General features: G+C 45.9%; 11 protein-coding genes. 8 read left to right on the top strand and 3 right to left on the bottom strand.

The features are described from left to right. Positions 1–58 precede the first annotated feature (58 nt). On the bottom strand, positions 59–643 hold the full coding sequence (locus ABIE50_RS29855) for an RNA polymerase sigma factor (RefSeq protein WP_142686213.1): 585 nt from the start codon (positions 641–643) through the stop codon (positions 59–61). A 139-nt stretch (positions 644–782) separates the two neighbouring features. After that, positions 783–1,658 (bottom strand): AraC family transcriptional regulator, encoded by an 876-nt coding sequence (locus ABIE50_RS29850; protein ID WP_142686214.1) that lies wholly within the window; start codon positions 1,656–1,658, stop codon positions 783–785. A gap of 313 nt (positions 1,659–1,971) precedes the next feature. Between ABIE50_RS29850 and ABIE50_RS29845 the strand changes: the two genes are divergently transcribed. The 3 genes from ABIE50_RS29845 (at position 1,972) to ABIE50_RS29835 (ending at position 8,977) form a co-directional block, all read left to right on the top strand. Further along, positions 1,972–3,000: a LacI family DNA-binding transcriptional regulator gene (locus ABIE50_RS29845; RefSeq protein ID WP_209862459.1), complete on the top strand. Its 1,029-nt coding sequence runs from the start codon at positions 1,972–1,974 to the stop codon at positions 2,998–3,000. Between the two features lie 993 nt (positions 3,001–3,993). Continuing rightward, a complete protein-coding gene (locus tag ABIE50_RS29840; RefSeq protein ID WP_209862457.1) occupies positions 3,994–7,245 on the top strand; it encodes a SusC/RagA family TonB-linked outer membrane protein in 3,252 nt (1,083 codons plus the stop codon). 28 nt (positions 7,246–7,273) lie between these two features. Then, positions 7,274–8,977 carry a SusD/RagB family nutrient-binding outer membrane lipoprotein gene (locus ABIE50_RS29835; protein ID WP_209862454.1) on the top strand — a complete coding sequence of 568 codons (1,704 nt, stop codon included), beginning with the start codon at positions 7,274–7,276 and terminating at the stop codon, positions 8,975–8,977. A 70-nt stretch (positions 8,978–9,047) separates the two neighbouring features. Here ABIE50_RS29835 and mutS read toward each other — a convergent pair whose 3' ends face one another. Next, complete coding sequence (mutS, locus tag ABIE50_RS29830; RefSeq protein WP_209862452.1) at positions 9,048–11,657, bottom strand: DNA mismatch repair protein MutS; 2,610 nt, start codon at positions 11,655–11,657, stop codon at positions 9,048–9,050. Between the two features lie 46 nt (positions 11,658–11,703). On the opposite strand from mutS, the gene ABIE50_RS29825 reads away from it, so the two are divergent. The 5 genes from ABIE50_RS29825 (at position 11,704) to ABIE50_RS29805 (ending at position 14,855) form a co-directional block, all read left to right on the top strand. Next, positions 11,704–12,237, top strand: a complete 534-nt coding sequence (locus tag ABIE50_RS29825; RefSeq protein WP_142686219.1) for an RNA methyltransferase — start codon at positions 11,704–11,706, stop codon at positions 12,235–12,237. A gap of 12 nt (positions 12,238–12,249) precedes the next feature. Beyond that, a complete protein-coding gene (locus ABIE50_RS29820; protein ID WP_209862449.1) occupies positions 12,250–13,116 on the top strand; it encodes a UbiA-like polyprenyltransferase in 867 nt (288 codons plus the stop codon). A 21-nt stretch (positions 13,117–13,137) separates the two neighbouring features. Continuing rightward, positions 13,138–13,551 (top strand): Holliday junction resolvase RuvX, encoded by a 414-nt coding sequence (ruvX, locus tag ABIE50_RS29815; RefSeq protein WP_142686221.1) that lies wholly within the window; start codon positions 13,138–13,140, stop codon positions 13,549–13,551. 102 nt (positions 13,552–13,653) lie between these two features. Further along, positions 13,654–14,232, top strand: coding sequence for a peptide deformylase (gene def, locus ABIE50_RS29810; RefSeq protein ID WP_142686222.1), 579 nt, complete (start codon positions 13,654–13,656; stop codon positions 14,230–14,232). A 98-nt stretch (positions 14,233–14,330) separates the two neighbouring features. Beyond that, a complete protein-coding gene (locus ABIE50_RS29805; protein WP_260607498.1) occupies positions 14,331–14,855 on the top strand; it encodes an RNA polymerase sigma factor in 525 nt (174 codons plus the stop codon). The last annotated feature ends 2 nt before the right edge of the window (positions 14,856–14,857 follow it).

The following is a 14,857-nucleotide window of genomic DNA, read 5'->3' as shown; positions in this document are numbered from 1 at the left end:
CATAAGTCGTATTAACGTGGAAAAGGTACCATGTACATTTAATTATTTTTTACCCGGGTCAGGCAAATAAATAGACAAATGCCAAAAGTATGGTCAGGTCGGTCCTGGCATAGCTGGTCCTTAGTATCTTCAATGCTTTGGTGATCTGGTTCTTTACGGTTTGCTGCGAAAGGCCGAGATGGGTGGAAATCTGTTCCACGCTGAGGTTTTCAAACCGGCTGAGCATGAAAATTTCTTTCATACGGTCGGGCAGGTGATTGATGGCCTCGAACAGTTCCTGTGTCCGTGCTTTGTTATCTACTGTTTCCGTGATGGAATGCGGTTGCGCATCGAAATGTTCGATGAGTTGCTGCAGGTATTTACGGTAGGTAGCGTTTTTCCGGTAGATGTCGATGATCTTGTGGCGGGCTACCTGGTACAGGTATGCTTTCAGTGATTCCCGGAGGATCAGTGAATGCCTTTTTTCCCAGAGGGAAATAAAGAGCTCCTGCAGCACATCTTTGCTGATCTCGGTAGCGTCCAGTTTACTGTGTATAAATAAATACAATGGTTTACTGTAGCGGTCGTAGATGGCATTAAAGGCAGCGGTGTCGTCGCTTTTCAGCAGCGAAATTAACTGGTTGTCGGAATAACTGCTGTACATCGAATTACAGTAGTAATTAAGCGTTTTGGTTGATAATTACTGAAATGAATGTAAGAAGAAAATTTTGATATTAGGACATTTGGCCCCTTACTTTTTAAAATAACTCAATAACCAAATGATAAAATAATTACATTTTTTATCATGCTTCCTTCAGGCGCAGTTCATTTTTATATTCCTTGGGGGTTTTGCCAACTATTTCCTTGAAAAAGCGGTTGAAGTTAGACAGGTTCTTGAATCCGCAGGAATAGGCTATTTCGGCGATGGACCAGTCTTCTTCGGTTAACCGTTTACAGGCGTGGCCTATGCGTACTTCATTCAGGAACTGTACAAACGACTTTTTGGTGCGGTTTTTAAAGAAGCGGCAGAAGGATTGTGGCGACAGGTTGGTGATGCTGGCCACATCCTGCAGGGATATTTCTTTGGAGAAGTTATTCATTACATACTTGAATACTTCATCTATCTTATGGTTGTCTTTTACGTTATAGGCATGGGAATAGCCGGTGCTGGCCAGGTAGTAGCAATCGCGGGTTTCCGACAGTGTTTTCAGGATATTGAGCAGCGATATGATACGGTCCAGCCCTTCTTTCCGCGGCAGGGCCAGGATTTCCGGTTTCAGCAGCTCATGGGTGGCGCCGGTGATCTTCATCCCTCTTTGTGCGCGGTGGAATAATTCGCTGAGGGCTTTGGTTTCCGGCAATCCGTAAAATTTCTCCCCGAATATGTCTTTGGGAAAATAGATGACCACTGAACGGGCCTTCAGGTTTTCATCTCCCTTATAATATTCCTCCTCATTATACCACACATGCGGTATATGCGGGCCAAGAAACACCATATCGCCCTCTTCAAAGCTTTCAATGCTATCCCCTACAATTCTTTTCCCGTGGCTTTCTGTTACATATACCAGCTCGCATTCGGGGTGGAAATGAAAGGGTGTATTGAAATAAGGATCACTTCTTTCTATGATGGTGATCTGATTATCGGCAAAAGCCCCCACTTTAATAAGGATGGGTTTCATTCATGTATTAATTTAAGCTACTATATTACTGTGACTGTTCTGTACTTTATTACCATCGCCATTATTACCGTTTAGGGGAACCCTATGCGGGCAGGCGAGTAGTATTGAGATTGTCCTATGAATGTTGCCAAATTATTAAAAATTGGTTAAAAAAATATCATTCTTCTCAAAATAACCATTTAATGTGATAAAAATCAGACAAGACGAAAGAGAATAGTTTTGCGGGAGTTACTTGGAATAATTGGTACAACAATGTAATTTCAAACTTCATTTTGTAAATTACGTCCGGCTAAATCGATGTAGCATTATTTCTATGAAAGGGATCTCTATTAAAGATATTGCAAAACAAGCCGGAGTATCTCCCACAACGGTATCGTTTGTACTCAACGGCAAAGCAAAGGAGAAAAGGATCAGTGAACAGGTAAGTAAGAAAATCCAGAAAATTGCAACGCGGCTGAAATATAAACCCAATCAGCTTGCCCGCGGATTGCGCACCGGCAAAACCAAAACCATCGGCCTTATTGTGGAAGATATTGCCAATAACTTTTTTGCCACCCTGGCCAAAGTGGTGGAAGACGAGGCGGATAAGCACGGTTATAAAGTGCTTTACGGCAGTACGGAAGACAATACAGAAAAGGCCAGGGGCTTGCTGGAAGTGTTAAAGTACCGGCAGGTGGATGGATATATTATAACGCCTACAAAGAACCTCGATAAAGAAATTGAGCTGCTGCAATCTGCCGCCAAACCTCTGGTATTGGTAGACCGTTATTTTCCGCATGTGAGCAGTCACTATGTAGTGCTCAACAACTACCAGGGCGCATATGAAGCCACTGCACACCTGGCAGAACAGGGCTACAGGAAAATTGCCATCGTTACCATTGCATCTGATCAAACGCAGATGAAAGAAAGGCTGGATGGCTTCACTGCAGCGCTTAAAGATCATAAGATCCCGTTTAATAAATCGCTGGTGAAGCGGCTGCCGTTCGATCTCGACCGGGAAAGTTTCAATAACGAAATGAAGAAATTCCTTACCTCAGTGAAGGACCTCGACGCCGTTTTTTTTGCTACCAACTACCTGGGAATTGCCGGCATAGAGGCTATCCGCTCGCTGGGATGGGAAATAGGCAAACAAATAGGGCTGGTTGGTTTCGACGATCACGATCTTTTCCGGTTACACAGCCCGTCGATCACCTGCGTGTCGCAACCTATCGCCGCTATTGGAAAAAGCCTTGTAGATATACTAATGAAAGAGCTGAACCACAGCGCCGGCAGCCCTGCTTCCCCGCAACAACAGGTGGTACTGGAGCCTGAGCTGATCATCCGCGACTCGTCGCGGAGGTGATCGCCTTCGGCGATTGTCTTGGAACACTGATTACGCTGATTATACTGATTTGTTTGATTTGATCTTGTTTGTTTTTTGATTTTAAATATATAGGGAGATGAAGGTGTTATTCACTTTCATCTCCTTTTACTTTAGGGATTATTGCTGTTTATTTGTGGGATCCGTTAGTATTAACAGATAATTAAAATAATGATCAGCAGCATATAAGCCATATCTTGTAGATACGGGGCAACTCCGGCGCAAATACGGCGTATATATGGCGGAAATACGGGGGAAACAGGGAGTATGCATGCTGTATCCATATAGCAGCTCCGCATAATCTTACTGCGGAAAAAACCTTACAGCTGATGCTCCTGATACAACATCAGCTTTACGTGCCGGGGCTATTTTCAATGAGTGCATTACCACTATAATATATACTTTGTTTTTCCCGCTTCCATTTTTTAGCCCAAACCTGTATTTTATTTCAAACACATCATCTCATTCTATTTCTCCTATAAAATCAAACAATCAAACAAATCAGTATAATCAGCGTAATCCTGAGTCAGACAAATTCCTGCTCGCCGAAGGCGGCCAGGGGGCGATTATCTAATGTTATTTTAAGCACAGGAAATAGTATTTTCTCTTTCTTAACGAGCAGTTAACGATAAATAAAAAAATTGTTAAATCTTCTTTGCACTTCTCATAATTATCCCTAAGTTTGAAACCATTATTCAAACAGATCAGCCAAACTTGTAGCGAAAATGAAAAGTGAGAGTGGTTTACAGGTTTTTTTTATGTGGTGTAGCTAAAACGTTTTACCACTGGTATGATGTCAAAATAACAATTAATGCCAATGGAGTAATTCCATTTTATTTTTTAAGAACGGAAACCACGTGATTACCATCAGGACTCCTGTGCAATGCAGGTATGTTTATGGTAGCGGGACCTCCGTGTCTTTTTTGCTTATGTGTCTGATTCACTTGTTATAATTCACTAAACCAAAAGGAAGCTATGCGAAGATCACTTCTTCTCACCACGTTGCTTTTCTTATGCTGCTGTATCACTGCCTGGGCGCAGGATAAGAAAGCTGTTACGGGAGCCGTTAAGGACACAAAAGGAACGCCTTTACCAGGTGTTACCGTAAAAGAGAAAAACGCCTCCAACGGAGCTACAACCGGCCCGGATGGAAATTTTAAAATCCAGGTAGCAGATGGTGCTACCCTCGTTTTTTCCTACATAGGATTTATCAACCAGGAAGTAGCTGTTAACGGACAGTCTGCACTAAACATCGTATTAAAAGAAGACAACAAGAACCTGAACGAAGTAGTGGTTACCGCTATGGGTATGAAACGCGAACAGCGTAAACTCGGGTATGCGGTAACAGAATTAAAAGGGGCGGATGTGGCTAAAACCAACTCCATCAACCCTGTATCAGCTCTGCAGGGTAAAGTAGCGGGTCTGGACATCTCCGCAGCTGCCGGCGGCCCTGCGGCAGCCCCGCGTATCGTACTGCGTGGTGCCAAATCATTAAATGGTAAAGACCAACCCATTTTTATACTGGATGGTGTGATCTTTGAAAACGATGAAAGCGCCAACGACGTAAACTTCGGTAATGTGCTGAAAAACCTCAACCCGGACGATTACGAATCAGTAACCGTACTGAAAGGTGCTGCTGCTACTGCGTTGTATGGCTCCCGCGCTATCAATGGTGCAATCCTGATCACTACCAAAAAAGGTATCTCAAGAAAGGGTATAGGCGTTACAGTTAGCCAGACCGCCCAGATGGAAAAAGTATATCGCGGTGCTATTGACCTGCAAAATTCGTACGGTCAGGGGCTCGACGGTAAATATGATAACACAGCAGGAGGTTACAGCTTCGGTTCCAAAATGGACGGCAGCATGGTAACCCTGCCTAATGGTATGCAGGTTCCTTACACCGCCAAACCCAATAATGCAAAGGATCTGTACCAGACAGGAAAATATTTTAATACCAACGTAGCCATGGAAGGCGGTAATGATAAAGGAACTTTCCGTTTATCTTACTCTCACCTGGACAATAACAGCGTATCTCCAAACAACAGCTTTGGAAGAAATACCTTCGCATTCCGCGGATCTTCCCAGATATCAAAAGTACTGAGCGCAGATGCAGGGGTGACTTACGCCACCAGTAAAACACTGAACCCTGACCGGCAGGGTGGCGATTATACCAACTACAATATCGGTCGTAAATGGGCATATGTATTTCCCCGTAACTACGACCCAAGCATATGGAGCAAACCAGAAAATTTCACCGGACCTCAGGGCGGCCGCGCAAATCTGAGCACAAATCCCGGCGCTGACTACTTCTTCCAGCAGGCTTATAACAGCTGGTCACGCAAGGAATCACTGATCACGGGTAATTTCTCCCTCACTGCCACCGCTACTGACTGGCTGAAATTTGTAGGTAAAGCAAACTTCAGCACCGAGCAAAGTACCGACGAACGTAAGGAAGCCGGCACAGGTATTAACTTTACAGGTTCCGACGGTTTTTATTCTATTGCAGGTGTGAACAAATCCCAATATACTTTCACCGGTATGGCCACGATCACACCAAAGCTGGGTAATAAATTTGAAGGTAGTTTAAACCTGGGTGGAGAAACCTGGAACAGCGGTATTGGTAAACAATATAACAACTATACCAGTGGTGGTTTACGCATACCGTTCCTCTATGACGTCAGCAATAGCACAGGCGCCGCGGTGATAAAAAATGATCCGTTGCTGCGTAAGCAGATCAATTCCCTGTTCTTTGCAGCCAGCCTGTCTTATAACAATGAATTGTTCCTGGATGTAACCGGCCGTAACGACTGGTCCTCTGCGCTGACTTATCCTAAAGGAAGCCTGGGAAACACTACCAACTCCTATTTCTATCCATCTGTAAGCGCTGCATGGGAATTTACCCAGACACTGAAAAATACACTGCCTGAATGGATAAGCTATGGTAAACTGCGCGCTTCCTACGCTATGGTAGGCGGTGACCTGGACCCATACCAGATCAACACAGGATATTATACTTCTGATTATTTCAGAGGTTCGGGCACAGGCGAAAACCTGCCAATGGTAAATATCTTTAACCAGGATATCCTGCCTAACATGAACCTGAAGCCCTCTATCTCCAAGAGTGTGGAATTAGGCGCGAATGTACGTTTCTTCAATAATCGTTTAGGCTTTGACGTTGCCTGGTACCGTACCAATATTACCAACCAGATCATTAACCTGCCAACTACCATTGAAAGCGGTGTGATATCCCGCTATATCAACGCCGGCAGCATGATCAACAGGGGTATTGAGGTAATGATTAACGGAACACCGGTACAAAGTAAGAACTTTACCTGGGATCTAAGTCTGAATGGTAGCCGTAACAAAAACAAGATTGTAAGCCTCACGCCTGGTGTAGACCAGATGCAGCTGAATGAAGATCAGGGCGTACAGGCTATTGCCAAAGTGGGCGGCGCCTATGGCGACCTGATCACCGACTACGGTTATACCAAAGATGCCAATGGCAACAACCTGATCACTTTTGGTGGTTCTGATTTCCCATACAAATTTGTTCGCGGCCGTAGAATTGTTGGTAACATCCTTCCCGACTTCAACCTCGGTTTACAGAACTCCTTTACTTATAAGAACTGGTCACTCGGTGTATTGATCCAGGCACGTATCGGTGGTGACTTCTTCTCTGCTTCCCATCAGTATGGTACGGGTAGAGGTAATACAGCCAATACTATGGGCGGACGTGACACGGAGCATGGCGGTATCACTTACACAGACGCTTCCGGTACAAAAAGAAACGATGGGATGATCCCGGATGGTGTGTTTGCTCCGGGAACCGTTATCAGTAAAGACGGGCAGAATATTACACTGGATGGTATGACATACCAGCAGGCTTACGAGAAAGGTTATGTGTCGCCCGTTACACCAATGCAATATTATGGTATGATTGGCGATTGGGGAATTGGTATCCGTGAGGCTTCTGTATTTGATGCTTCCTATGTGGCATTGCGTGAAGTATCCCTCGGGTATTCTTTGCCAACAGATATGGTTCAACGCTGGAAACTCAACAGCCTCCGTGTATCACTGGTAGGCCGTAACCTGGGTTACCTGTTTAATAATCTGCCGGATCATATTAACCCTGAAGCAGTTCGTAATAATAAAACTTCTGCATTCTCCGAATATGGCGCTGTACCATTTGTTCGTAACATGGGTGTAACTGTGCAGGTAGGATTCTAATAACCGTTTAACAACAAAAAAAAGAAAAATGAAAACTGTTAATAAATGGGGAATAGGTGTGGCAGTTGCCGGTTTAATGCTGAGCTCCTGTACGAAAAATTTCGCTGACCTGAATACAAGTCCGGTTATTACACAAGATCCCCCACCGGAGCTGTTAATCACACAATCTGTAAAAAGTATTGTAGATCGTGATTTTGACTGGTTCTATGATGCATATCAATACCAGATGCAGTGGATGCAGTTTGGGGTAGCTTCACCCGGAACGTCTCCTACCGGTTTATTTAGCCCGACTAACACCAATGATTTTTATAACGCATTGTATAAGAACATTGGCCGTAACCTGGTAGAAATACAGGACGTAGTGGCCAGGAAACCCCAGGATCAGCAGGCACAGTACAGTAACCTGGTGTCTATTGCACAGATATTGAAGGTATATTCCTCCTGGAGAGTGTCTGACGCTAATGGCAGCATTCCGTATACAGAGGCATGGGCTGCCCGCAGCGACGCTAATTTTACGCCTAAATACGATACGCAGGAAACCCTGTTTACCACCTGGGACGCAGAACTGAAAAAAGCAGTAGAAACATTGGCAGCGGGATTACCTACCCAGGTAAGTTATGGCGCTAACGATATCTTCTACAGCGGAGACGCTGCAAAATGGGCAAAAGCTGGTAATGTGCTTCGCCTGAAGATTGCCATGCGCCTGTTGAAAAGGGCTCCCGAGAAAGTAAGCGCCGTTGCAAAAGAAGTATTGGCCAGCAATGCCGGTATTTTTCAGTCCAACAATGATGAATGGAAATTTGTGTCTGCGGCGATAAACTTCGCTCGTGGCGGTAACTGGGCCATGGATAATAATCCGCTGTCTGCTGCCAAAAACATGGTAGATTACATGGTAGATAACAAAGATCCGCGTCTGAACCTTTTCTTTGAAAAAAACAGTTATACCAAAGCGCTGTTCGACAGTCTGAAACTGGCAGGTATTTATAGCCCGACTGCACAATATGTGGATCGCCGCTATGTAGGCCTTCCTTCCAGCCCGGATAAGAGAACCAATGCTACTTACAGTAACGTGTTTACTGTTAAAAAGTATACAATGGTGATCAATGGTAAAACAATTAACAGGAATGCGGATACTATATCGCCTCTTCAGCGCAGGTTATTTAACCTCGATGCAGAGAATGGATCCAATAATGGAGCCCGTTATACGCAGCCTATCCTTACCTATGCAGAACAGTGCTTTATGCTGGCGGAACTGGCTGTACGTGGTATGGTAGAAGGGGACGCCAAAACTTACTATGAAAATGGCATCACCGCGTCTGTAAATGCATACGATGCAATGGGCAACCTGGCAAAGATCCAGGATTATGCACCGCTGGATGCAGCTGCATTACAGGCTTATATTGCAACTCCAGCCGTAGCTTTCACCGGCACCACAGATGTGTTACTGGAGAAAATCAATATCCAGAACTTCCTGAACCATTTTAAATCACCATGGGAAGCATGGGGTGCATGGAAAAGAGCGGGTGTTCCTAAAGTAGATGGTATCCTGCCAATGGAACCAATGGTGTCTTCCGGGCAAACAGTGGCCATTCCGCGCCGTTGGTCATTGCCTCAGCCGTCTATCGCGAACCAGATCAACTGGAGAAATGCCATTACCGAAATGCAGAAAACAGGTGAATACGGAGCTAATGATAACGACTTCACCGGCCGTGTTTGGTGGGATAAGAAATAGTATAACCGTATAGGTTAGTGTATAAAAAAACGTCCCGGGTTTCCCGGGACGTTTTTTTATATGAAGATATTTAACCGATCATATTCTTGATCTCGCTCAGCTTCAGCAATGCCTCCACCGGTGTAAGCCGGTTGATGTCTACCGTATCAAGTTTCTCCCGGATCTGCTGGAATACATCGCTGTGCGCATCAAAAATATTCAGCTGCAGTTTTTGTGAAGGAGTGCTGATCTGTTTGATGTTTTTCTGCAATGGCGCATCAATATGTTTTTCTTCGAGATTGGCCAGCACTTCATTTGCCCGGTTGATCAGTTCAGGCGGCATGCCGGCCATACGGGCCACGTGTATACCAAAGCTGTGGCGGCTTCCGCCGGTGGCCAGTTTACGGAGAAAAATGATTTTATTGCCGGATTCCATATTGGTGATATGAAAGTTCTTTACCCTTGCGTGTTTGTTCTCCAGTTCATTCAGTTCATGATAGTGAGTGGCAAACAGCGTTTTGGGCCGGTGCGCCGTCATATCGTGGAGGTATTCCACGATGCTCCAGGCAATGGAGATCCCATCGTAAGTGCTGGTACCGCGGCCTATTTCATCAAGTATCACCAGGCTGCGTGCCGTGATGCTGTTGATGATGCTGGCGGTTTCATTCATTTCCACCATGAAGGTAGATTCGCCTCCGCTCAGGTTATCGGAAGCGCCTACACGGGTGAATATTTTATCGGTCAAACCAATATCTGCACTGGTGGCAGGCACAAAGCTGCCCATGTGCGCCATCAGGGTGATGAGCGCGGTTTGCCGCAGCAGTGCTGATTTACCGGACATGTTAGGCCCTGTGAGGATAATGATCTGCTGGGATTCCTTATCGAGCCGGAGGTCGTTGGAAACGTAGGTTTCACCGGGAGGCAATCCTTTTTCGATCACCGGGTGCCGGCCTTCTTTTATCACCAGGTCGAACCCTTCCGTGATATTCGGGCGGCGGTATTTATACTGCATGGCGTTGTGGGCAAAACACAGGAGGCAGTCGATCCGCGCCAATACCTGCGCATCTTCCTGCACAGGCTTAATATACGCCTGGAGGCTCTGCACCAGGTCGTCGAACAATTTACTTTCCAGCACCTGGATCTTATCTTCAGCGCCTACTATTTTTTCTTCATATTCTTTCAGTTCGGGTGTAATATAACGTTCTGCATTGGCCAGTGTTTGCTTGCGCATCCAGCGGTCGGGCACTTTATTTTTGTGGGTGTTGGTTACTTCCAGGTAATAGCCGAATACGTTATTGAAGGCTATTTTCAGGGAAGGGATGCCGGTGGCTTCGGATTCTTTTTGCTGGATCTGGAGAAGATAATCCTTTCCTTTATTGGCAATATTGCGCAGGTCGTCCAGTTCTGCGTTTACGCCCTCTTTGATGCAGCCGCCCTTGTTCACCAGTACCGGCGGGTTTTCCATGATCTCATTAAGAATGCGGTCCAATACAGGCGCGCAGGGATCCAGCTTTTCGTTTAGCCGCCGGAGGTAGTCGCTGCTGCTGTTGGCCAGGAGAGCCTGTACCGCCTGTACCTGCTGCAGGGAGCGTGCCAACTGTAATACTTCCCTGGGATTTATTTTCTTTAGTGGTATTTTCGATACAAGCCTTTCCAGGTCGCCGGTTTGTTTCAGGTGATGGGCCAGTGACTTGGAAAGATCTGTTTCCCTGATAAAATATTCAACGGTATCCAGTCGTTCGTTAATGGCCTTGATATCGCGGAGGGGGAATACCATCCAGCGTTTGAGCAGGCGGGCGCCCATGGGAGTAATGGTATTGTCCAGCACTTTCAGGAGGGTATGCCCGTTTTCCACGCTGCTGTTGAGCAGTTCCAGGTTACGTACCGTGAAGCGGTCCATCCACAGGAAATCGTCCTGGCTGATGCGCTGCATGCGGGTGATGTGCTGGAGGTTGGGATGCTCGGTATCTTTCAGGTAGTGGAGGGTAGCGCCTGCAGCGATGATCGCGGCCGGCAATCCGTCTACGCCATATCCTTTCAGGGAATGGGTCTGGAAGTGTTTAAGCAGTATTTCTTCCGCATAGGTAGTGGTGAATATCCACTCATCCATGGTATACGTATAGAAACGGGTACCGAAGGTGGCCTTGAAGTTTTTCTGCTGTTGTTTGGCAAACAGTACTTCTGCCGGGCGGAAGCTCTGGAGGAGCTTATCCACATATTCCGTGCTGCCTTCTGCAATAAAGAATTCACCGGTGGAAATATCGAGGAAAGATACACCGGTGGTATCGGTGCTGAAATGAACAGCTGCCAGGAAGTTGTTGCTGGAGTTTTCCAGCAGTTTATCATTGATAGCTACGCCAGGTGTTACCATTTCGGTAACGCCGCGTTTTACAATACCTTTTACTGTTTTGGGGTCTTCCAGCTGGTCGCATACGGCCACCCGGTGACCGGCCTTTACCAGTTTATGGAGATAAGTATCCAGTGAGTGGTGGGGAAATCCTGCCAGGTCAACATAAGAGGCGGACCCATTGGCCCTTTTGGTTAAAACAATGCCCAGAACGCGGGCGGCTATAACTGCGTCCTCATTAAACGTTTCATAAAAATCGCCAACACGGAACAACAGTACGGCATCAGGGTATCTCTCCTTGATGGCCTTATGTTGCTGCATGAGCGGGGTTTCTTCCGTTTTACTTTTTGCCATGGCGCAAATATATAAAACTCATCCCATCCTATTATCTTTGCAGGTGATGAGAAAATTAAGCATGGATGAACTGGGCCGTAAAACGGTGGAGGAGTTCAAGGCTGCCGATAAAACGCCTGTTGTACTGGTACTGGATAATATACGCAGTATGCACAATGTGGGCTCGGTGTTCCGTACAGCGGATGCTTTCCTGGTACAGGGCATTATCCTTTGTGGCTATACGCCGGTGCCCCCGCACCGCGATATCAATAAAACGGCATTGGGCGCTACCGAAACCGTGGAATGGCAGTATTTTGATACTACCGTAAGCGCGGTACAGGAGCTGAAAGCGGCCGGTTATAAGGTGATGGCCATTGAACAGGCGGTGAACAGTTTTATGCTGGACAGTTTTGTTCCGCCGGCGGGGCAGCCGCTGGCGCTGGTTTTCGGGAATGAAGTAAGCGGGGTGGATACGGAAGTGATGAAGCTGGCGGATGGTTGTATTGAAATACCCCAGCTGGGCATGAAGCATTCCTTAAATATTTCTGTGAGCACCGGTATCGTGGTTTGGGATATCTTTGTAAAATTGAAGCAAGCTTAAAGGACTAATAATATGATTTCTACGGTCAACAAGTATTTATCGCTGGTAAAGTTCAGTCATACCATCTTTGCCATGCCTTTTGCCCTCACCGGTTTTTTTATGGCCACTACCAAGGGAGGTGGCAGCTTTAGCTGGCTTACATTCCTGCTGGTAGTATTATGCATGGTGTTTGCCCGCAGTGCGGCCATGGCATTTAACCGCTGGCTGGATGTGGATATCGACAAGCTCAATCCCCGTACGGCAAAAAGAGAAATACCAGCCGGTATCATATCTCCCAAAAATGCCCTGTTTTTTATTATCGCCAATGTAGTACTGTTTATTATTACCACCTGGTTTATTAACCCGGTATGTTTTTACCTGTCGCCTGTAGCTTTGATGGTGGTGCTGGGTTATAGCTATACCAAGCGGTTTACCGCCTTTTGCCACCTGGTGCTTGGTGTAGGACTGGCCCTTGCTCCCATAGGCGCTTACCTGGCGGTGACCGGCAATTTCGCGTTGTTGCCGGTGCTGGTATCCTTCCTGGTGTTGTGCTGGGTTTCCGGTTTTGATATTATCTATTCCCTGCAGGATGAGGATTTCGACAAATCCCAGCAGCTGAACTCTATCCCTGCCTGGCTGGGGCTTTCCGGCGCCCTGCGTTTTTCCGAATTGCTTCATGTAATAGCTGCTGCGCTGGTGGTAACGATCGGTTTAACCGGGCATTTTCACTGGGTATACTGGATTGGCGCCGCTGTATTTGTGGTAATGCTGGTTTCCCAGCACCTGCTGGTAAAACCAGACGACCTGAGCAGGATCAATATTATGTTTATGACCACCAACGGGATTGCAAGCGTGGTATTTGCCACTTTTGCCATCACGGATATGCTTGTTTTTCAGTAACAGACCAATAAAGTTAGAGATATGGCCCGTTTGATGGCAATAGATTATGGAAAAAAGAGAACGGGACTGGCAGTAACAGATCCTTTACAGATGATTGCCACCGGGCTTACCACCGTTGCCACGCACGACCTGATCCCTTTCCTGAAAAAGTACCTGGTTACAGAGCCTGTGGAAACCATTATCATAGGGGAACCCAAAAACCTGGATGGCAACGCTACAGACGCCACTGCCCTGGTAACCGAATGTATCCGCATCATTAAAAAGAACTTCCCGGAGATACCGGTGGTCACAGTGGATGAGCGTTTTACTTCCAAAATGGCCTTCCAGGCAATGATCGACAGCGGCCTGAAAAAGAAGGACCGCCGTAATAAAGCCCTCGTTGACGAGATCAGTGCCACTATTATATTACAGGAATACCTCCGTAATAAAATATAATAACATATGAAAAATCAGCAAAATCAGCGTAATCCCGGGGCTGACAACATCCGCTTAAATATGAAATTGTCTATCTTTGCGGATTAAACCAAGTATTTGAACATGATTTTGCCAATTGTAGCTTACGGGCACCCGGTATTGAGAAAGGTAGCGGAAGACATTACTCCTGAATATCCCAACCTGAAGGAATTGATTGCCAATATGTGGGAAACCATGTATGGCTCTAATGGCGTGGGCATTGCCGCCCCGCAGGTAAATAAGGCGATCCGGCTGTTTGTGGTAGACAGTGAGCAGATCATTCATAACCTGGAAGAAGACGAAAAGAATGATTATCCCGGGGATGAAGGTGTAAAGGGAGTGTTTATCAACGCGCATATCGTGGAAACCGGGGGGAAGGACTGGGCTTACAATGAAGGATGTTTGAGTATCCCGAAGGTACGGGAAGACGTGACCCGTGCGGAAACTGTTACCCTGAGCTATGTAGACGAAAACTTCACCCCGCATGTAAGAACTTTTACCGGCGTGACTGCCCGGGTGATCCTTCATGAATACGATCACATAGATGGTGTTTTATTCATTGATCATCTGAAACCGTTAAAACGCAGGATGTTGAAAAGTAAATTGGAAGATATCACAAAAGGCAAAATACGAGTGGATTACAAAATGACTTTTCCTAAATAGGAAATAATTTTGTAATGTAAAGAAAACCCGTTATTTTGGTATCGCAAAGTATAACATCCATATCCTCAAACTTGGGAGCTACCTTAACATACACTGAAGTGGAATTGATTCAGGGCCTTATGGCCAGGGATGAAAAGATATTCACTTACTTGTATGACCACTATTCACCCGCATTATACGGTGTAGCCCTGAAAGTAGTAGGAGAAGAAACTGCAGCCGGAGATATACTACAGGAAGTATTTGTAAAGATCTGGCGGAATATTGACCGTTATGATGCTTCAAAAGGCCGGTTGTTTACCTGGATGCTGAATATTACCCGCAACACGGCTATTGACAGTCTTCGCTCAAAAAATCACAAACTCGAACAGCGCGTACAGGATGTAAACAGTGTGGCACTGATGTATGAACCCCAGCTGGCGGTTCATTTATCAGTGGATCATCTTGGGTTGACAAAAGTGATTGAGCGGTTGCAGAAAGATCAACGCATTATTATTGATATGGCTTATTTCAAGGGGCATACCCAGGAAGAAATAGCCAAGACACTCGAAATACCATTGGGCACTGTGAAAACCCGCATGCGCAATGCAATTATACAATTGAGAATACTGTTAAAACAATTGTAATT

It is taken from the genome of Chitinophaga sp. OAE865 (genome assembly GCF_040546735.1).
GTDB classification, from domain to species: domain Bacteria; phylum Bacteroidota; class Bacteroidia; order Chitinophagales; family Chitinophagaceae; genus Chitinophaga; species Chitinophaga polysaccharea_A.
This window is presented reverse-complemented; position numbering and strand designations above follow the sequence as displayed.

Bases quoted from the DNA above. Each gene is read 5' to 3' on its own strand.
- mutS (WP_209862452.1), bottom strand. From the start codon at position 11,657: ATGGCAAAAAGTAAAACGGAAGAAACCCCGCTCATGCAGCAACATAAG.
- ABIE50_RS29850 (WP_142686214.1), bottom strand. From the start codon at position 1,658: ATGAAACCCATCCTTATTAAAGTGGGGGCTTTTGCCGATAATCAGATC.
- ABIE50_RS29825 (WP_142686219.1), top strand. From the start codon at position 11,704: ATGAGAAAATTAAGCATGGATGAACTGGGCCGTAAAACGGTGGAGGAG.
- ABIE50_RS29840 (WP_209862457.1), top strand. From the start codon at position 3,994: ATGCGAAGATCACTTCTTCTCACCACGTTGCTTTTCTTATGCTGCTGT.
- ABIE50_RS29855 (WP_142686213.1), bottom strand. From the start codon at position 643: ATGTACAGCAGTTATTCCGACAACCAGTTAATTTCGCTGCTGAAAAGC.
- ABIE50_RS29835 (WP_209862454.1), top strand. From the start codon at position 7,274: ATGAAAACTGTTAATAAATGGGGAATAGGTGTGGCAGTTGCCGGTTTA.
- ruvX (WP_142686221.1), top strand. From the start codon at position 13,138: ATGGCCCGTTTGATGGCAATAGATTATGGAAAAAAGAGAACGGGACTG.
- def (WP_142686222.1), top strand. From the start codon at position 13,654: ATGATTTTGCCAATTGTAGCTTACGGGCACCCGGTATTGAGAAAGGTA.
- ABIE50_RS29820 (WP_209862449.1), top strand. From the start codon at position 12,250: ATGATTTCTACGGTCAACAAGTATTTATCGCTGGTAAAGTTCAGTCAT.
- ABIE50_RS29845 (WP_209862459.1), top strand. From the start codon at position 1,972: ATGAAAGGGATCTCTATTAAAGATATTGCAAAACAAGCCGGAGTATCT.